15 protein-coding genes are annotated in these 17679 nt (G+C 71.2%); 6 read left to right on the top strand and 9 right to left on the bottom strand.

Annotated features, from left to right (window positions below; all coding sequences use genetic code 11):
* Nucleotides 1-154 precede the first annotated feature (154 nt).
* The gene (locus ABZ340_RS08815; protein ID WP_358781048.1) at nt 155-544 is read right to left on the bottom strand and encodes an MGMT family protein; all 390 of its coding nucleotides are present in this window, start codon (nt 542-544) and stop codon (nt 155-157) included.
* Nucleotides 545-730: 186 nt separating this feature from the next.
* On the opposite strand from ABZ340_RS08815, the gene ABZ340_RS08810 reads away from it, so the two are divergent.
* The 3 genes from ABZ340_RS08810 (at nt 731) to ABZ340_RS08800 (ending at nt 6978) form a co-directional block, all read left to right on the top strand.
* The gene (locus tag ABZ340_RS08810) at nt 731-3487 is read left to right on the top strand and encodes a lysylphosphatidylglycerol synthase domain-containing protein (protein ID WP_358781047.1); all 2757 of its coding nucleotides are present in this window, start codon (nt 731-733) and stop codon (nt 3485-3487) included.
* A 192-nt stretch (nt 3488-3679) separates the two neighbouring features.
* The gene (locus ABZ340_RS08805) at nt 3680-5242 is read left to right on the top strand and encodes an alpha/beta hydrolase (RefSeq protein WP_358781046.1); all 1563 of its coding nucleotides are present in this window, start codon (nt 3680-3682) and stop codon (nt 5240-5242) included.
* Nucleotides 5243-5415: 173 nt separating this feature from the next.
* Nucleotides 5416-6978, top strand: coding sequence for an alpha/beta hydrolase (locus ABZ340_RS08800; RefSeq protein WP_358781045.1), 1563 nt, complete (start codon nt 5416-5418; stop codon nt 6976-6978).
* Between the two features lie 249 nt (nt 6979-7227).
* Here the strand turns inward: ABZ340_RS08800 and ABZ340_RS08795 are convergent, their stop codons facing one another.
* The 3 genes from ABZ340_RS08795 to ABZ340_RS08785 form a co-directional block, all read right to left on the bottom strand.
* The gene (locus ABZ340_RS08795; RefSeq protein WP_358781044.1) at nt 7228-7539 is read right to left on the bottom strand and encodes a hypothetical protein; all 312 of its coding nucleotides are present in this window, start codon (nt 7537-7539) and stop codon (nt 7228-7230) included.
* A 347-nt stretch (nt 7540-7886) separates the two neighbouring features.
* Nucleotides 7887-8279, bottom strand: a complete 393-nt coding sequence (locus tag ABZ340_RS08790) for a hypothetical protein (protein WP_358781043.1) — start codon at nt 8277-8279, stop codon at nt 7887-7889.
* Between the two features lie 4 nt (nt 8280-8283).
* Nucleotides 8284-8529: a hypothetical protein gene (locus ABZ340_RS08785; RefSeq protein ID WP_358781042.1), complete on the bottom strand. Its 246-nt coding sequence runs from the start codon at nt 8527-8529 to the stop codon at nt 8284-8286.
* 381 nt (nt 8530-8910) lie between these two features.
* Between ABZ340_RS08785 and ABZ340_RS08780 the strand changes: the two genes are divergently transcribed.
* From ABZ340_RS08780 to ABZ340_RS08770, 3 genes are all read left to right on the top strand, one after another.
* Nucleotides 8911-9399, top strand: coding sequence for a UTRA domain-containing protein (locus tag ABZ340_RS08780; protein WP_358781041.1), 489 nt, complete (start codon nt 8911-8913; stop codon nt 9397-9399).
* Nucleotides 9400-9436: 37 nt separating this feature from the next.
* Nucleotides 9437-10186, top strand: coding sequence for a glycosyltransferase (locus tag ABZ340_RS08775; protein WP_358781040.1), 750 nt, complete (start codon nt 9437-9439; stop codon nt 10184-10186).
* Nucleotides 10187-10395: 209 nt separating this feature from the next.
* Complete coding sequence (locus ABZ340_RS08770; RefSeq protein WP_358781039.1) at nt 10396-10815, top strand: Imm10 family immunity protein; 420 nt, start codon at nt 10396-10398, stop codon at nt 10813-10815.
* A gap of 121 nt (nt 10816-10936) precedes the next feature.
* On the opposite strand, the gene moeZ is transcribed toward ABZ340_RS08770, so the two are convergent.
* The 5 genes from moeZ to ABZ340_RS08745 form a co-directional block, all read right to left on the bottom strand.
* Nucleotides 10937-12115, bottom strand: a complete 1179-nt coding sequence (gene moeZ, locus ABZ340_RS08765) for an adenylyltransferase/sulfurtransferase MoeZ (protein WP_358781038.1) — start codon at nt 12113-12115, stop codon at nt 10937-10939.
* 63 nt (nt 12116-12178) lie between these two features.
* Nucleotides 12179-13108: a spherulation-specific family 4 protein gene (locus tag ABZ340_RS08760; protein WP_358781037.1), complete on the bottom strand. Its 930-nt coding sequence runs from the start codon at nt 13106-13108 to the stop codon at nt 12179-12181.
* On the bottom strand, nt 13096-14205 hold the full coding sequence (locus ABZ340_RS08755; RefSeq protein WP_358781036.1) for an NAD-dependent epimerase/dehydratase family protein: 1110 nt from the start codon (nt 14203-14205) through the stop codon (nt 13096-13098). The genes ABZ340_RS08760 and ABZ340_RS08755 overlap by 13 nt, the downstream gene beginning before the upstream one ends.
* Nucleotides 14206-14446: 241 nt before the next feature.
* The gene (locus ABZ340_RS08750) at nt 14447-15721 is read right to left on the bottom strand and encodes a hypothetical protein (protein WP_358781035.1); all 1275 of its coding nucleotides are present in this window, start codon (nt 15719-15721) and stop codon (nt 14447-14449) included.
* The gene (locus tag ABZ340_RS08745; RefSeq protein ID WP_358781034.1) at nt 15718-17478 is read right to left on the bottom strand and encodes a DUF3492 domain-containing protein; all 1761 of its coding nucleotides are present in this window, start codon (nt 17476-17478) and stop codon (nt 15718-15720) included. Before ABZ340_RS08745 ends, ABZ340_RS08750 begins: the two co-directional genes overlap by 4 nt.
* Nucleotides 17479-17679 lie beyond the last annotated feature (201 nt).

Below are 17679 nucleotides of genomic sequence, written 5' to 3'. Positions count from 1 at the left end.
AGGACCCTCAGGTCTCTCAGAACCCTCAGGCTCCTCACGGCACGTGTGTCCCTCGACCCACGAACGTACGTCATGCCACGAAGGTCTCCGAAATGTCCCGGTTCCCTCATACGGATCACGCGTCACACACCGGTCGGCCCGATGGCGGAAGCTGTCAGGTGTGACCCTCCGCGCACGCAGCACCGTCCCACCGGGCGCGTCTCAGGTCGAGGCGCGGCAGGTGGCCCTCCGCGGCCCTGCCGGCCTCCTTCAGCGGGGTGCCCTCCCGGCGGTAGCGGTCGAGGGCCTCCAGCTCGTGGCCCGCGAGCAGCACGCCGTCCGCCCGGACCACGCGCCACCACGGGACGGCCCCGCCGTAGAGGGCCATCACGCGGCCGACCTGACGGGGGCCGCCCTCTCCCAGCCACTCGGCGACGTCCCCGTACGTCATGACCCGGCCCGGCGGAATCAGCTCGGTGACCTCGAGGACCCGCTCGGCGTACTCGGGCAGGGCGCCCGCGTCGTCCGCGCGGGCGTCGTCGTCCGGAAGGCGCTCCTCGTTCATCCGCCCCATCCTGCACCACCCCACCGACAACGCGGCGCCTTCCCGGCCGTGCCGGGCTCTCGCCCGCGAGCAGCGCTTCGGGCAGACTGTGCGGCCCCGCGTGCGCACCCTGATGCCCCCGTGTGTCGGTGCGGCATGCCACCATCATGCGGGCGGTGACCAGTGATACGAGAGCAAGAAGAGACGATGAAGCAGCAGGGTGTGCAGCCCGGGGACCCTGGGAGCACGGAGGGTACCTCTGACGCTTCGCCGCGCCCCGTCACCGCCGGAACGACCGACGATCAAGCCGCCGGGAGCGGAACCCCACCGGACGCCGAGCACGCGGAGATCACGCACATCGACGAGGTCGAGGGCGACGAACCGCTGCTCCCCGCGCGCGTGCACCGCCCCTCGGACCTGATGCGGCTGCTGATCGGCGTCCTCGCCGTCGTCGTGCTGCTGGCCATCGCCGCGTTCGCGCACGGCACCACCTCGGGCCTGGAACAGGACATCAACAAGGGCACCGGGCAGGCGCCCGACCTGCTGATCAAGATCGCGGGCCTGGCCTCCAGCATCGCGATCCTCCTCGTACCGGTCGCGTTCGCGATCGAACGCCTGATCAAACGGGACGGGCTGCGCATCGCCGACGGCGTCCTCGCGGCGGTCCTCGCACACGGTGTGACCCTCGCCACCGACCTCTGGGTCGCCAAGGCCGCCCCCGACTCCATCCAGGAGGCGCTCACCCAGCCCTCCCCCGGCGACATCCACGCCCTCACCGACCCCGTGCACGGCTACCTCGCCCCCGTCATCGCCTATATGACGGCGGTGGGCATGTCACGCAGGCCGCGCTGGCGCGCGGTGCTGTGGATCGTGCTGCTCCTCGACGCCTTCTCGATGCTCGTCACCGGCTACACCACGCCGTTCTCGATCATCCTGACGGTGCTGATCGGCTGGACGGTCGCCTACGGGACGCTGTACGCGGTCGGCTCCCCCAACGTCCGGCCCACCGGCCGGACCCTCATGGCGGGCCTGCGGACCGTCGGCTTCCACCCGGTGACCGCGTCCCGCGTGGAGGCGGTGCCGTCGGACACAGCCGAGAGCGGCGACCGCGGCCGGCGCTACTTCGTCACCCTGGAGGACGGGCCTCCGCTGGACGTGACGGTCGTCGACCGGGAACAGCAGGCGCAGGGCTTCTTCTACCGCGCGTGGCGCAACCTGACCCTGCGCGGCTTCGCCACCCGCAGCAGCCTCCCGTCACTGCGCCAGGCCCTGGAGCAGGAGGCGCTGCTCGCCTACGCGGCGATCGCGGCCGGCGCCCACGCGCCCAAGCTGATCGCCACCTCGGAGCTGGGCCCCGACGCCGTGATGCTGGTCTACGAGCACACCGGCGGACGCACCCTGGACTCGCTGGCGGACGAGGAGATCACCGACGACCTGCTGCGCGACACCTGGCACCAGGTGCGGGCGCTGCAGTCCCGGCGGATCGCGCACCGCAGGCTGGTGGGCGACGCGATCCTGGTGGATCGTTCCGGCACGGTGATCCTCACCGACCTGCGCGCCGGCGAGATCGCCGCCGGTGACCTGCTGCTGCGCATGGACGTCTCCCAGCTACTGGTGACGCTCGGCCTGCGGGTCGGGGCGGAGCGGGCGGTGGCCTCGGCGGTGAGCGTGCTCGGTCCCGATGCCGTCGCCGACTGCCTGCCGATGCTCCAGCCCATCGCGCTCAGCCGCTCCACGCGCGCGACGCTGCGCAGACTGGCCCGGGAGCGGGCGCAGCGCGAGCGGGACGCGGTCCTGGAGGCGTCGCGGCAGGCCAAGCAGGCCCGCCTGGAGGCGGCCGGGGCCGACACCGAGGCCGCGCAGAACAAGCCGGACAAGCAGGACAAGAAGGCCGTACGCGCCGAGCAGCGGGCCGAGAAGCGGGCCATCGACGAGGCGCTGGAGGAGGCACGCGAGGAGGACCTGCTCACGCAGATCCGGTACGAGGTGCTGCGGATCAGGCCGCAGGCGCCGATCGAGCCGGCCCGGCTGGAGCGGGTGCGTCCGCGGACGCTGATCAGTTTCATCGCCGGCGCGATCGGCGCGTACTTCCTGCTCACCCAGCTCACGCACATCGAGTTCGGGCCGCTGATCGCCAACGCCGAGTGGGGCTGGGTGATCGCGGCCGTGCTGTTCTCGGCGGGCAGCTACTTCGCGGCGGCGATGGCGCTGCTGGGGTTCGTGCCGGAGCGGGTGCCGTTCCTGCGGACCGTGGCGGCGCAGGTCGCCGGGTCGTTCGTGAAGATCGTCGCCCCAGCGGCGGTCGGCGGCGTCGCCCTCAACACGCGCTTCCTGCAGCGCGCGGGGGTGCGGCCGGGGCTCGCGGTGGCGAGCGTCGGTGCCTCGCAGCTGTTCGGGCTCGGCTGCCACATCCTGATGCTGCTGTCCTTCGGCTATCTGACCGGCACGGAGAAGACGCCGTCGCTGTCGCCGTCCCGGACGGTCATCGCGGGTCTGCTGACGGTGGCGGTCCTGGTCCTCGTGGTCACCTCGGTGCCGTTCCTGCGGAAATTCGTCGTCACGCGCGTGAGGTCGCTGTTCGCCGGTGTCGTGCCGCGCATGCTCGACGTGCTCCAGCGCCCGCAGAAGCTGATCACCGGCATCGGCGGCATGCTGTTGCTGACCGCTTGCTTCGTGATGTGCCTGGACGCCTCGATCCGCGCCTTCGGCGACGAGTCGACGTCGATCAGCATCGCCAGCGTCGCCGTGGTCTTCCTCGCGGGCAACGCGCTCGGCTCCGCGGCGCCGACGCCGGGCGGCGTGGGCGCGGTGGAGGCCACCCTGACGGTCGGCCTGATCGCCGTCGGCCTCCCCAAGGAGGTCGCCGCACCGGCGGTCCTGCTGTTCCGGCTGCTGACGCTCTGGCTCCCGGTGCTGCCGGGCTGGCTGGCCTTCAACCACCTGACGCGGAAGGAAGCCCTGTAGCACCCGGCACCCGGCACCCGGCACCCGGCACCCGGCACCCGGCACCCGCGCGAGTGTCCTCTCTTCCGTGACGCCCGCCCACGGACGGCCCCGTCCCACAGACTGCCTCAACCGTCCCACAGACTGCCTCGACCGTCCCACAGACGGCCCCGGCCCCGCGCGCCCGGCCGCACCGGGCCGCACGATGGACCCATGCCGCACCCCCGCCGCCGGAACGCCCGCCGCCTGAGCGCCACCGTCCTCACCGCCACCGCCGTCGTCCTGTCACCCCTGCTGGCGGGCTGCGGCGACGGCGCCGGCGGCGAGGAGGACCTGACGCGGCAGCGGCTCGACTGGAAGGACTGCCCGGCCCCGTCCCCGGCCCAGGGCGGAGGCGCCTCCCCCTCGCCCCTGCCGGGCGGCGACGCGTGGCAGTGCGCCACGATGAAGGCCCCCCTCGACTGGGACCGGCCCGACGGGGACACCATCGGCCTCGCACTCATCCGGGCCCGGGCGAGCGGCGGGGAGAACCGGCGGATCGGCTCCCTCGTCTTCAACTTCGGCGGCCCCGGCGGCTCCGGCGTCACCACGCTGCCCGCCTTCGGCCAGGACTACGCGCAGTTGCGCACCCGCTACGACCTGGTCGGCTTCGACCCGCGCGGTGTGGGCCGCAGCGCCCCCGTGCGCTGCCTGGACGACCGGCGGCTCGACGCCTACTTTCAGCAGGACGCCACCCCCGACGACGGCACCGAACGCGCCGAGCTGCTGAAGAACACCCGGGAGTTCAACGCGGCCTGCGAGAAGAACTCCCAGAAGATCCTCCCGCATGTGCGCACCACCGACGCGGCCCGCGACATGGACCTGATGCGCCAGGTGCTCGGCGACGACAAGCTGCACTACTTCGGCATCTCCTACGGCACCGAACTCGGCGCCGTCTACGCCCACCTGTTCCCGAAGAAGGTGGGCCGCGCCGTCTTCGACGCGGTCGTCGACCCGACGCAGACGTCCGAGCAGGGTGCGCTCGGCCAGGCCGAGGGCTTCCAGCGCGCGCTCGACAACTACGCCGAGGACTGCGCCTCGAAGGCCGAGGGCTGCCCCGTCGGGAACACCGCCCAGGACGTCGAGGACCGCATCGCCCGGCTGCTGAAGGACCTCGACGCCCGCCCGATCCCCGGCATCTTCCCCCGCGAGCTCACCCAGACCGCCGCCACGAACGGCATCGCGCAGGCGCTGTACTCGAAGGACTTCTGGGAGTACCTCACCGCGGGCCTCGCGCAGGCGTACGACGGCGACGGCCAGATGCTGATGATGCTGTCCGACTCGATGAACGGGCGCGGCCGGAACGGCGAGTACAGCAGCCTCACCGCGGCCAACGTGGCCATCAACTGCGCCGACGACAAGCCGCGCTACGACACCGCGTACGTGCAGCGGAAGCTGCCCGAGTTCCGCCGGGCGTCCGGGCTCTTCGGCGACCACCTCGCCTGGGGCATGCTCGGTTGCACCGGCTGGCCCGTGAAGGGTGCCGCCGACCGCCCCGACGTCGGCGCGCCCGGCGCGCCGCCCATCCTGGTGATCGGCAACACCGGCGACCCGGCCACGCCCTACGAGGGCGCCCGGAAGATGGCGGACGCGCTGGGCGAGGGGGTCGGCGTGCATCTGACGTACCGGGGCGAGGGGCACGGCGCGTACGGCAGCAAGAACAAGTGTGTGCGGGACGCCGTGAACGGCTATCTGCTGGACGGGAAGGTCCCGGCGGCCGACACCGTGTGCTCCTGACCCGGAAACCCGCCCCCACCCCCTTCCCCCTCTCCTCAACCCCACACGACACCACCGAAACAGCAGGTCAATGCGTTATCCACAGGCCGCGACGGGCGTCTGACGCGTCCGCCTACCATGGCAGGACCGCCATCCGCGGCACGGCGGAGGGCCAGGTGGGGGGAGAAGTGCCCATGGCGCGTCTCATGCGCTGGACGGCTGTGACGGCCGCGGCCGTCCTGCTGGTGACGGGCTGCAGCGGCTCGTCCGGCGGCGGCGAGGACGGCGGGAGTACGGGCAGCAGGACTCCGGGGGTTCCCGGGAAGACGCGGACCTCGGCCGCCCCGCCACCCGGACTGCCCGCTTCCCTGGTGTCGCAGAAGCTCGACTGGGGCCGCTGCGAGGCCGGCGCGGACTCGGACCCGCCGGGCCGCGACTGGCAGTGCGCCACGCTCAAGGTGCCGCTGGACTGGGCGAAGCCCGACGGCGAGACGATCGGCCTCGCGCTGATCCGGGCCGAGGCCCGCGGTGACGACCGCATCGGCTCCCTCCTGTTCAACTTCGGCGGCCCCGGCGGCTCGGGCGTGTCGATGATGCCGTCGTACGCCGGCACCGCCGACCGGCTGCGGGAGCGGTACGACCTGGTGAGCTGGGATCCGCGCGGGGTCGCCGCCAGCGAGGGCGTCCGCTGCCGCGACGACCGGGAGATCCAGGCCGCCGAGTCGGTGGACGTCACGCCGGACACCCCGGCGGAGGAACGGGCCTTCCTCGAAAACGCCGCGGACTTCGGCCAGGGGTGCCAGGAGGCCGCCGGCAAGCTGCTGGCGCACGTCTCCACCACGGACACCGCCCGCGACATGGACCTGATGCGGCACGTGCTCGGCGACGACAAGCTGCACTACCTCGGCATCTCCTACGGCACCGAACTCGGCGGCGTGTACGCCCACCTGTTCCCGCGGAACGTGGGGCGGATGGTCCTCGACGCGGTCGTCGACCCCACCGCCGACACCATCGGGCACGCCGAGCACCAGGCCCGGGGATTCCAGCGCGCGCTCGACGACTACCTGAAGTCCACCGGCCAGGACCCCGACCGGGGCACACGGAAGATCGCCGGCCTGCTGAAACGGATCGACGCAAAGCCGCTGCCGACGTCCACGCCCGGACGGAAGCTGACCCAGACGCTCGCCGTCACCGGCATCGCCCTGCCGCTGTACGGCAAGGACGGCTGGCCGCTTCTGACCAGCGCGCTGAAGGCGGCCGAGGAGGGCGACGGCTCGGAACTGCTGGCGCTCGCCGACGGCTACAACGAACGCGACGCGTCGGGCCGTTACGGCACGACGGCCCACTCACAGCGCGTCATATCGTGCCTGGACGACAAGCGGCGGCCGACCGTGGAGGAGACGAAGAGGCTGCTGCCCGGGTTCGAGAAGATCTCGCCCGTCTTCGGCGCCTTCATGGGCTGGGACACCGCCGGCTGGTGCCACGACTGGCCGGTCCCCGGACAGCACCGGACCCCCGAGGTCAGCGCGCCCGGCGCACCGCCCGTCCTGGTGATCGGCAACACCGGCGACCCGGCCACGCCCTATGAGGGAGCACGCAGGATGGCGGACGAACTGGGCGAGGACGTCGGTGTGGTGCTCACCTGGAAGGGCCACGGACACGGGGCGTACGGCAGCGGCAGCGACTGCGTCGATGCGGCGGTCGACACGTACCTGCTGAACGGAGCGGTACCGAAGGACGGCACGGTCTGCTCGTAACCGCCCCGCCCGTCAGGGCACCGTCGCCGACTGCGGGCACATTGCGGCGTGCGCGGGGAGCTCCCATCCCGTCCACCGCCGCCCCAGGCAGAGCCGAGCAGACGCGGCCCAGGGCGTCCAGATCGTTCGTACAGTGGCGCGCTCCACCTGGACGCCGGGGACCACGCCCGCTCCACGGTGTGTGGGGCGACGGCGGACGGGATGGGGGCCGGGGAGAGCGATGGGGTTTTCCGGATGGTCAGGCGCGCGCTATCCACCGGCAGAGGAGAACAGTGCCGCCGCGCCGCCGAGGACAACCAGTTGCACGATGCCAGGAATACGCCAGCCCAGGGCGAGGAGGCCACCGCCTGTGACCACTGCTCCGCCTACCAATAGCCACGATGCCTGCGATGCCACCCCCGACGCACTCGACGGACTGGCACTGTCACTGTCGTAGCTGTCAGCCCATCCCGCTATCCCGTAGCTGTACACCGTCCAGGCGATGACCAGGAAGTCGATGACGAGTAGCGCCACGCTGACTCCGATCTGCTGACCGGTTGATGGCTCATTCGCCTGCCCCATGCCAACTGCCGTCCCGTCTTGAAGTGACGTTCTGCCAAGTGCATGCAATCAGCATGGTGTTCGAGCGGGCACTGCACATGAGCACAGGTACTCAGATACGCCGTTCTCATGGACCACCAGGCCAGGTCTGTCAGGGCTGCCCCTCCGCGCTGACATCAGCCGCTGACACCAACAAGCGCGAACAGCAGGGAACCGAGCCGGACAGCAGCGGACGATCAGGCGAGGCACGAAGCGCCTTGGCCGACGCTCCGACAGCGCATGGTCGACCCGATAAGGATGAGGCCGTAGTTCAAATCCCGCACGCCAGCGAATAGTTGCTTGAGCCGGTGACGTTGCTTCGTGGATGTTCACTCCAATGCGAACCCCCACCGGAGGGCTTCGTTCTGAATATCGATCAACTCCCGAGTCAGCTCCTCTTTCCTCTCGGGAGTCAGGGCGGGTTGAGTGAGCATGCCCTGTACGAGCTTGTGTCTGATTCTCGCCTTCTTGGCACGACTCATTCGCTCCATCGAAATGAGCATCCATTCACTTAATGCGGAAAGTACAACCGCCAGCAGTGGGCACGCGATGAGGAATACCTTACCCAGCGTCTCTTCTGCGGCCTGCGTACTCAATACGGCCGCTAGAGCCATCCCTGCACCTGCGCCACTGAGGGACGCGATGAGCTTGTCTGCTCTGAATGCGGTGGGGACAGGTGGCCCGGCTTGGGTGATGCCGTTTCTCTGGGGTGGGATCGTCACGACATCACCCGGCACTTCGCGAGTCGTATCGATCGATGTAATCTTTAAGCCGCTTCGCGTCGTCCTCGTCGGTCAGATCCAGTTCGATGGGATCGTGTCGGTGTGTGGTAACCGTTACTTTCAGGCCCGACTTGTCCACGTTCACGGAATTCAGTCGCCGCATTTGCAGCCACTTTCTGATCGTGGTCAAGATCAAGGGCAAGGAACCGGCGGCTGCACCCATAACCGCCACTAACACGTTCTCTTCCATGTGGCTCCCCTGCCAAAGCTGGCAGCCTTCAGTTCGCCGCTGTGTGAGCGCGGTCGAGGACGTTCCGCGCCGGTCAGTTCGTGCGTTGCCGTACCGGAGGCGGTGACTTGACCGCCCTGGGCCGACGACTTCAGCCGTCGCTCTATCCTGCCAGGCCGGTCACGGCCTTGTACCAGTCTTCCCCGCACGGCGGCCGGACAGCCCCCAGAGCCGCGTGCGTATCGGTCGACCAGCGGCCGCACACCTCCGTGCCCCTGCGGACGAGTATCAAGACCGTCTGCCGGACGTAGCGACGCAAGCAGGCGAAGCAGGCCATGCCGGGACAAGGCCACCGTGCACCCCCTGGGGTCGAACCGCCCGTTCACTCCGGACAGTTGCACGGTGACCTGCCAGTTGAACAGAGAACAGTCACTGGCAGACGGTCAGCTGGCGTTCCACGCTGAGTACGAGCAGATCGAAGCCCCTGAAGACCTTGCCGCCGCACTGAACCTTGAGCCTGGCGATGCCGTCCTGAAGCGGACGTACCGAACGTACCGGATGTACCGGACGCGCAGCGTGAACGAGGACGAGCCTTTGAACGTGGCCCGCTCCTACATCCCCTACGAGATCGCCCAGCAGAACCCGGACCTGCTCGATCCGGCGCAGGAACCTTGGCCCGGCGGAACGATGAACCAACTCCACACCGTGGGCATCGAGATCGACCGATTCGAAGAAGTCGTGACCGCGCGGCCCCCACCTCCGAGGAGATCGAGGAGCTCGGCCTCATGCCGGGTGTGTCGGTCATGGACGTCCGGAAGACTCTCTACGACACCGGCGGCCGGATCGTGGAAGTGGCAGACGTCGTGCTACCCGGAGACCGCTACGCCGTGAAGTGCGTAACCACGTTGGAAAGGTGGTGAAGGGGCGCATGACGAACCTCGTATCGGTGATCACGCCGGTCCACGGGCCGAGCGCGCGTTACCTCACGGAGGCCCACGCTTCCCTCATCGGCCAGGAGATGCCTCCGGGCTGGGACTGGGAATGGATCATCCAAGAGGACGGCGAGACGGCGGACGTACGGCCACACGTCCCCTCGGATCCGCGGATCAGCTTCGAGCAGGGACGGCAGGGCCGCGCCGGCATGGCCCGGACTCTGGCGCTCGCGCGGGCGCGGGGCGACCTGATCAAGGTCTTGGATGCCGACGACGTACTGACACCCGGAGCCCTGCGGCGAGACATCGAGGTCCTGACCGAGCAGAACGGCGTCGCATGGACGACCTCGCGTGTTCTCGACCTTCTGCCGGACGGTTCCACGGTCGGCTTCGAGGGCGATCCGCCGGCAGGGCCGATCGCACAAGGTGCCGTCTTGGAACGGTGGCGGGCGCACGACTACAGGGCACAGGTCCACCCGGCGACGCTGTGCGCGCGTCGCGACTTGGTGACCGCGCTGGGCGGATGGATGGCGCTCCCCTCCTCGGAGGACACGGGTCTCCTCATGGCCCTCAACGCGGTAAGTACCGGATGGTTCATCGAGGAATGCGGTCTGCTGTACCGCAAATGGCCCGGCCAGAGCACCGCGCAGAGCGGGCATCACGACGACGTTGAGCGGCGCGCCCGTATGAAGGTCATCGAGGAGCGCGCCGAGGCTCTTGGCAAGCTCAGCACGTGGCACCTCTGACTGCGTCCCATGGGTGCGCGGTAGAACTTTCTCTACTTCATCAAGGCCCGCGCACGGCGCGGGCGCGCGCCGCCTCTACGACGCGGCCCGCCCCCCTGTCGCCGCCCCGGCCGGCCGCGCCCGGCGGCGCGCTGCGTGCATGCGGGCGAAGGAGAGAAACCCGGTACGGCTGGGCGGTCGGCTATTGCAGGCCCTGGTAGAACACGCGTGTGACCTACAGATTCACTGCGCATGTCGCCTACGGGTGGCACGAACCGGGGCCAGACATCTATGCCCTGACTGCCGGAGTTGCCGAGTCGGAAGGCGAAGAGAGCTTCGCGCTTGAGTTCCAGTGCGGCTTCGAGGAGCCCGATGCGCAGAACATCCGCAACGGCTGTGACTCGTACTGCGTTGTCACCCCCGACCAAGGCACCGCGTACGGATGCGTGCGCACGGTGGAACTGGAAGGAGACATCCTGCGGGTCACGTTCGACCCCGATTCCTTGGAAGCCCTGTTTCTGGATGATCCGGTAGTCGAGGCAGTGCTACATGCACCGGCCGCGGACGTAGCTCACATGAGAGAGGCACTCACGCGCATCCTCACCTACGGCCGACCGGACGCGATCCCGATCGTGATCGGGGTGAGCTGAACTACGGTCGTCGCTTGGTGCGGGGGCGCTCAACACCGGCCGACAACGACAGAAGCCCACGGCATCCGACCTGGTCGGAGCCGTGGGCTTCTTCAGTCCCGCTGGTGAGCCGGACCGGTGATCAGTACACCGGCTTGTGCGGCTCGATCTGGTTGACCCAGCCGATCACGCCGCCGCCCACGTGCACGGCGTCCGCGAAACCGGCGTTCTTCAGGACCGCCAGGACTTCCGCACTGCGGACACCCGTCTTGCAATGCAAGACGATCTTCTTGTCCTGCGGCAGCGTCTCCAGGGCGGTTCCCATGAGGAACTCGTTCTTCGGGATCAGCCGGGCGCCCGGGATCGAGACGATCTCGTACTCGTTCTGCTCGCGGACGTCGATGATCTCGATGTTCTCGCCGTCGTCGATCCACTCCTTGAGCTGCTTGGGAGTGATGGTCGAGTCGGCCGCCGCCGCCTGGGCCTCCTCGGAGACGACGCCGCAGAAGGCCTCGTAGTCGATGAGCTCGGTGACGGTCGGGTTCTCGCCGCAGACCGCGCAGTTCGGGTCCTTGCGGACCTTGACCTGGCGGTACTGCATCTCCAGGGCGTCGTAGATCATCAGGCGGCCGACCAGCGGATCGCCGATGCCCGCGAGGAGCTTGATGGCCTCGTTGACCTGGATGGAACCGATGGACGCGCACAGCACGCCCAGCACGCCGCCCTCGGCGCAGGAGGGAACCATGCCGGGGGGCGGGGGCTCCGGGTAGAGGCAGCGGTAGCAGGGACCGTGCTCGGACCAGAAGACGGAGGCCTGACCGTCGAAGCGGTAGATCGAGCCCCACACGTACGGCTTGTTCAGCAGCACGCAGGCGTCGTTGACCAGGTAGCGGGTCGCGAAGTTGTCCGTACCGTCGATGATCAGGTCGTACTGGCTGAAGATGTCCATCACGTTGTCGGCTTCGAGCCGCTCCTCGTGAAGGACCACGTTCACGTACGGGTTGATGCCCTTGACGGTGTCACGGGCGGACTCCGCCTTGGAACGGCCGATGTCGGACTGGCTGTGGATGATCTGGCGCTGCAGGTTCGACTCGTCGACCTCGTCGAACTCCACGATGCCGAGCGTGCCGACGCCCGCGGCGGCCAGGTACATCAGAGCCGGCGAACCCAGGCCGCCGGCGCCCACACAGAGCACCTTGGCGTTCTTCAGCCGCTTCTGCCCGTCCATCCCCACGTCGGGGATGATCAGGTGGCGGGAGTACCTGCGGACCTCGTCTACGGTGAGCTCGGGGGCCGGCTCGACCAGGGGTGGCAGCGACACGGGGACTCCGTTGGTCGGTCAGTCATTACGGTTGTTCTCCCCGTAACACTGCCATGGGCTTTTTCATTCCGAGACACCTGTTCCAATGCGCGAGACGATGTCGTCCCAGTAGCCGGGCATGGTCTCCCAGGGAGTGGTGTGACCCACGTGCCCCATGGGTCCTACGCGCCCCACGGGTCCTACGTGCCCCACGGGTCCTACGTGCCCCACGGGTCCTACGCGCCCCACGGGTCCTACGTGCCCCATGGGACCTGTGTGCCCCGTGCGACCCGTGTGCCCCATATACCCGTCGATACCGTCACCGTCGGAGCCGTCCGCGCGCGTGCCCCGGTCCGTGCGGTCGGTGAAGTAGATCGTCGCGGCTCCCTGCCGGCGCGCGATGCGCAGCGCCTCGTCGAGATGGCGCCGGGGTACCCCGTGGACGAGGTGGCAGAAGCGCTCGGGCGGGTGGCCGGTGGTCCACGCGGCCGCCTGGGACCAGCGGTAGTCGCTCCACGGCCCGCTGAAGGTGACCAGTTGGTCGGCGGTCTCGGCGTAGCCGGGGTGGGGGTGGATGCCGTGGCCGAGCACGATGTGGGCGTGGTCACGGACCGCGCGGAGCATGGCGACCGTGCGGTGGATCCCGGCGAGCTCCGTCTGCCCGGACGGGCAGCGGTCCAGCAGGAATCCGTCGACTCGGTACCAGTCGGCGTACCGGTGCGCCTCGGAGGCCAACTCGCCGAAGGGGCGGGTCCCGAACGCGGTGTCCAGGTGGCCGAGGACCCGGGTGCCGGCGTTGCGCAGACGGCCGGCTGCCTCCAGGCACTGCGGGTCGGGGCGGGTGCCGGGGCCGTCGGCGACGTTCAGGACGACCCAGTGCAGGGGGGTGCCGGGGTGGGCGAGTCCGGCCCATTCGCCGGGAGCGACGAGGGGATGTGCCAGGCCGGGGACGCCGAAGCCGGTACGGACGCCGGCTTTCGACGTGCCCGCCCTCGCACCGGTCAGATACGGCATGCCGCCTCCATCCAGATGTCGGCGAGGGACTCTTCGAGGTTGATCCGGGGCCGCCAGCCCAGACGGTCCCGCGCGGTGCGCACGTCGGCCTGCTGCCAGCTGCCGCAGCCGTCCGGGTAGGGGTGGGCGGCCGGGGGCGCGATCGGGTGGTCGGCGTCGGCGCGAGGGCCCGCGGGGTGACCCGGGTGTCCTGGATGCCCTGGGTGGCCCGGGTGGCCTGACTGTCCCGGGTGGCCGAGGTGGCCGAGGAGTTCGGAGCGGGGGTGGGTCAGAGGCTCGGCGCGGTGGCTCAGGGATTCGGTGCGCGGGTGGCCGATGGCCGCTCTGAGCGGGTTGCCGTGCGGCCCGTCCAGTTCGTGCAGGGCGCCTCCGTAACCGGCCACGCGGGCGAGGGTGGTGGCGGCGTCGCGGAGGCGGACGGCGCGGCCCGAGCCGATGTTGATGACGCCCTGCGCGGCGGAGAGCGAGGCGGCGTGGACGGCGCGGGCCACATCGCGTACGTCGACGAAGTCGCGCTGGATGCCGAGACCGCCGAGCCTCAGCTCCCCGTCGCCGGACTGCATGGCACGGCGCATGGCCTCCGCCAGGCGGCCCAGGGGGGAGCCGGCGGGGGTGCCGGGCCCGGCGGGCGAGAAGACGCGGAGGACGACGGCGTCCAGGCCGGAGCCGAGGACCAGTTCCGTGGCGGCGAGTTTGCTGACGCCGTAGGGACCGCCGGGGCGGGGGACGGCGTCCTCCGCGGTGGAGGAGCCGGGCTGGCTGGGACCGTACTCCGAGCTGCAGCCGATCTGCACCAGGCGGGCGCTGCAACTGCTGCGGCGCAGGGCCTCGCAGATGGTGGCGACCGCGACGGTGTTGTGGCGGGTGAGTTCCCGGGCGCCGCCCCGGGTCGCGCCGGCGCAGTTGATGACGACGCCAGGCTGGACCGCGTCGAGGAAGCGGGTGAGCGCGCCGGGGCTGCCGGTGGCGAGGTCGAAGCGGACGTCGGCGTCGTCGCCCCGGCCGAGGGCGGTGAGCTGGACGGCCGGGTCGGCGAGCAGACGGTCGGCGACGAAACGGCCGATGTAACCGTTGGCTCCGATCAGCAGGACTCTCATCGGGCGGCTCCCCGGAGGATGGCCGTGGGGGCGGGGAGGGTGGGGGTCATGTGGGGTTCTCCTAAGGGGGGTGGTGCGGGGTCGCGCCAGGGGATGTACGTCGTCGGGACGGCGCGGGGCCGGTCGTCCGAAGAGGTGCCCGGGCCGGCGTGCCGGCCGCTGCGGGCGGGCGTCCTCCGGAACGTCCCTTGTCCGCCGTGGGCGACTGCGCGGACCGGGGCCGTTCTGCCCGTAGGTGCCTTCAGCACGGGGACTCCGTCCGGGCGTGGGCCGATGCCGTGACCAGGCGGCGGTTCGCGTGGACGAACAGCGTCAGGGCGCCGATGCCGCAGGTCGTCGCGGGGACCGCGGCGGGGCCCCAGGCGGTGATCAGGGCTTCCACCGGGGCGGCCAGGGCGTCGCAGCCGGGGAGGCGGGCGGTGAAGAGGAGGGCGAGGGCGGCCGCCTGGGCCGTGGCGGTGGCGGCGAGGACGACCGCGGGGGCGTGGGTGAAGCCGTGGGCGGCGAGGAGGCGGGCGAGCAGGAGCAGGGCGCCGAGCGTGAGCGCCTGCGGGTAGGCGGCGGGTTCGCCGAGGACCGCGCCCGTCAGAGCGAGCAGGGCCGTCAGGGCGGCCAGGAACACGGCGAGGGCGCCCAGGAGCAGGGGCCGTACGGCGGCGGCGAAGTCGTCCAGGCCGCGGCTGGACGTCAGTCTGCGGCGTGCTCCCCTGGCGAAGAGATGGGCTGTCCAGGCCGCGGGCGCGCAGGCCAGGGCGAGGGCCAGGAACGGGGCGACGGTGACCGGCCAGGGGCCGTCGGCGGTGCCGTTGGGCAAGCCGTCGGGGCCCCCGGCGACCGCCGTGCGCAGCAGCCCCTCGCCGAGGAGGGCGTAGCCGGCGAGCCACCAGGTGCAGAGGCCGGTGGGCTGCGGCCGGCCGGGGGCGCGGAGCGGTCCGCGGCGGACGGCCGCGCGGGCGGCCAGGCCGACGGCGAGGACACCCGCGACGGCGATGGCCAGGCGCGGCCGGCCGTGGGTGAGACGCAGGCCGATGACGGCCGCGGCACACAGGACGCCGGGCAGCAGGGTGAGGACGAGCCAGGCGGTGACAGGTGTCCGGGGCGCCGGCGGGACTGTGGGCGGGCGGGAGGCACCGCCGCGCGGGGTGCGGGCGTACATCTCCTCCGCGAGGGAGAAGACGTCCCGGTGGCGGAAGCGTGCGGCGGTCCGGTCCGTGATGCCGTGGGCCTCCAGGCCCGCAGCGATCTCCAGCGGGTCCACGGCCCGTTCACAGAGCGCGCGGTGCCGCTCCATCAGTGCTTTTACGGGGTCCGCGGAGGTGCGGCGGGAGGCGGCAGCGGTGCGGTCGCCGACCGGTCGGGTGTCCGGGGCACGGCGGTCGTCCGGGCCCTGCCACGAACGGCCGTCCCAGGTACCCGGATGACCCGAGGAACCCGGATGACCCGAGGAACCCGGATGACCCGAGGCACCGCGACGCCACGAGGCGCCGAAGCGGTTCAGTTCGCCGAGGTCGCTCATCGCGCCCCCTCGGTGGCGGCGACCGGCGGATACGTGGCCCAGCGAGGGCCGCCCCGGTCCGCCGCGGAGGAGGCGGAGCCGGCCCAGTGGCCGAGGACGTGGGCCTCGGCGGGGGTGGCGAACGGGAGGGGTTCGCCGGTGTCGTCGAGGAGGACACGGCGGACCGGGGCGCGCGAGACGATCTCCAGGTAGATGCCGTGGAACGCCGCGATGTTCTGCTCGACGGTGAACAGTTCGAGGGCGCGGGAGCGCGCGGCGGCACCCAGGCGCGCGCGGCGCTCGGGGTCGCGCAGCAGCGTCACGCACGCCTTGGCGAGCGCCCGCGGGTCGCCCGAGGGGACGACGAGTCCGGTGCCGCCGATGGCCTCCGTCACCGCGCCGACGTCCGTGGACACCGTCGCCCGGCCGCAGAACATGGCCTCGACCAGGCCGGCCGGGAAGCCCTCGACCGCGCTGGAGAGGACGACCAGGGCCCCGGCGGCGTACGCGTCGGCGGGTGCCGGGAACTCCGGTCCGCCGATCTCCTCGAACGACACCGGGTCGCCGCCGACGGCGCGCGGATCCCGCGGCGCGCCGGGGAACAGCCGGTCCGCGAGCTCGCGGCAGTGGCGGAGGTAGGCGGCGCCCTCCGGTCCGGCGGGGACGCCGATGATCCGCAGCCGGGCCTTCGGCTCTTCCTCGCGGATCTCGGCGAAGGCGTGCAGCAGGGTCACCAGGTCCTTGGCCGGCTCGATGCGGCCGACCCAGACGAGGGTGTCCGCGTCCGCGCGCTCCGGGGCCTCTCCCACCTCGGCGAAGGGGGACGCGTCCATACCCGGGTAGACCGTGCGGATCCTGGCCCGGTCGGCTCCGCAGCGCTCCTGCCAGCGGCGGGCATGCGCGTTGCCCGGGGTGACGAGGGCGGCCTGCCGGTAGACCTCGGCGGCGAGCAGGCCGTGGAAGGCGGCGAGCAGGGACCGTACGGCCGGGGAGGACTCCGGGGCGGTCAGGTAGTGCGTACGCAGGTGCACGCCGTACTCGGTCACCAGCAGGGGCACTCCGCAGAAGTGCCGGGCGAGCAGGCCGGGCAGGGCGGCGGAACCGCCGGAGGCCGCGTGACACAGGTCGACCGCGCCGAGTCCGTCGTGCCCGTACCAGTCGAGCGAGAGGGGGCGCAGGGCGCGTTCGAGATGCACGGCGGTGGCGAGGAGATCCGGCACGCGCGCCTCGCGAGCGGGGCGCGTCGCACCGGGTGCGCGGCAGGCGCGCTCCAACGCGCGTACGGCGGTGTCGGAGCGGAGCGCGCCGGTCAGTCCTCCCTCGTCGCGGGCGAGTTCGGCGAGGCCGTAGAGCGCACTGGTGAAACGGTCCGCCTGAGAGGCCGCGGGATTCCGGGAGGCGTCGGACGAGTCCCGGGAGGCGCCGGACGAGTCCCGGGAGACGTCGGACGAGTCCCGGGAGGCGCCGGACGAGTCCCGGGAGGCGCCGCCCGCGCACAGGACGTCCGCGAGTTCGCCGTACCACTCGGCAAAGCGCCGGCGCGCGCGCCGCCCGTACACCACCCCGTCGTCCTCGGTGCCCCACAGCGGTGCGGTGCGCACACGGCTGACCTGGGGCGGCAGCGGAACCCAGCCCTCGTCCTCCTGGTGCTCACTGCGGCTGAGCGCGTAGAGGTGGAACTCGTGCTGCGCGAGCCCGCGCACGAGCCGATCGCACCAGAGCCTGGCGTCACCGCTCACGTACGGATACCCACCCTCTGTAAGCAGTCCGATGCGCACGTGTGCACCCCCGATCTCCCGTGTGAGGAGCCGCCGTTGGTCCGGCGGCTCGCAGCGGGACGAACGTATGCGGACATGGCGGTGGCGCGACGGACGGTTGTCCGTCGGCGTGGCAGCGCGTCCCGCGCGTACGCCAGTGTGACGTCCAGCCCCACGTACGCCTGCTGTCCGTCCGTCCGCTCGAATGGCGGGGTTTCGAGG

Origin of the sequence: Streptomyces sp. NPDC006134 (assembly GCF_040628835.1) — a bacterium.
In the GTDB taxonomy this organism is placed as follows: domain Bacteria; phylum Actinomycetota; class Actinomycetes; order Streptomycetales; family Streptomycetaceae; genus Streptomyces.
Note: the sequence above shows the minus strand (reverse complement) of the source record. Positions and strands in the feature narration are given on the sequence as shown.

Coding starts and splice junctions, on each gene's coding strand:
- ABZ340_RS08815 (WP_358781048.1), bottom strand. CDS start 544: ATGAACGAGGAGCGCCTTCCGGACGACGACGCCCGCGCGGACGACGCG.
- ABZ340_RS08810 (WP_358781047.1), top strand. CDS start 731: ATGAAGCAGCAGGGTGTGCAGCCCGGGGACCCTGGGAGCACGGAGGGT.
- ABZ340_RS08805 (WP_358781046.1), top strand. CDS start 3,680: ATGCCGCACCCCCGCCGCCGGAACGCCCGCCGCCTGAGCGCCACCGTC.
- ABZ340_RS08800 (WP_358781045.1), top strand. CDS start 5,416: ATGGCGCGTCTCATGCGCTGGACGGCTGTGACGGCCGCGGCCGTCCTG.
- ABZ340_RS08795 (WP_358781044.1), bottom strand. CDS start 7,539: ATGGGGCAGGCGAATGAGCCATCAACCGGTCAGCAGATCGGAGTCAGC.
- ABZ340_RS08785 (WP_358781042.1), bottom strand. CDS start 8,529: ATGGAAGAGAACGTGTTAGTGGCGGTTATGGGTGCAGCCGCCGGTTCC.
- ABZ340_RS08775 (WP_358781040.1), top strand. CDS start 9,437: ATGACGAACCTCGTATCGGTGATCACGCCGGTCCACGGGCCGAGCGCG.
- ABZ340_RS08760 (WP_358781037.1), bottom strand. CDS start 13,108: ATGCCGTATCTGACCGGTGCGAGGGCGGGCACGTCGAAAGCCGGCGTC.
- ABZ340_RS08755 (WP_358781036.1), bottom strand. CDS start 14,205: ATGAGAGTCCTGCTGATCGGAGCCAACGGTTACATCGGCCGTTTCGTC.
- ABZ340_RS08750 (WP_358781035.1), bottom strand. CDS start 15,721: ATGAGCGACCTCGGCGAACTGAACCGCTTCGGCGCCTCGTGGCGTCGC.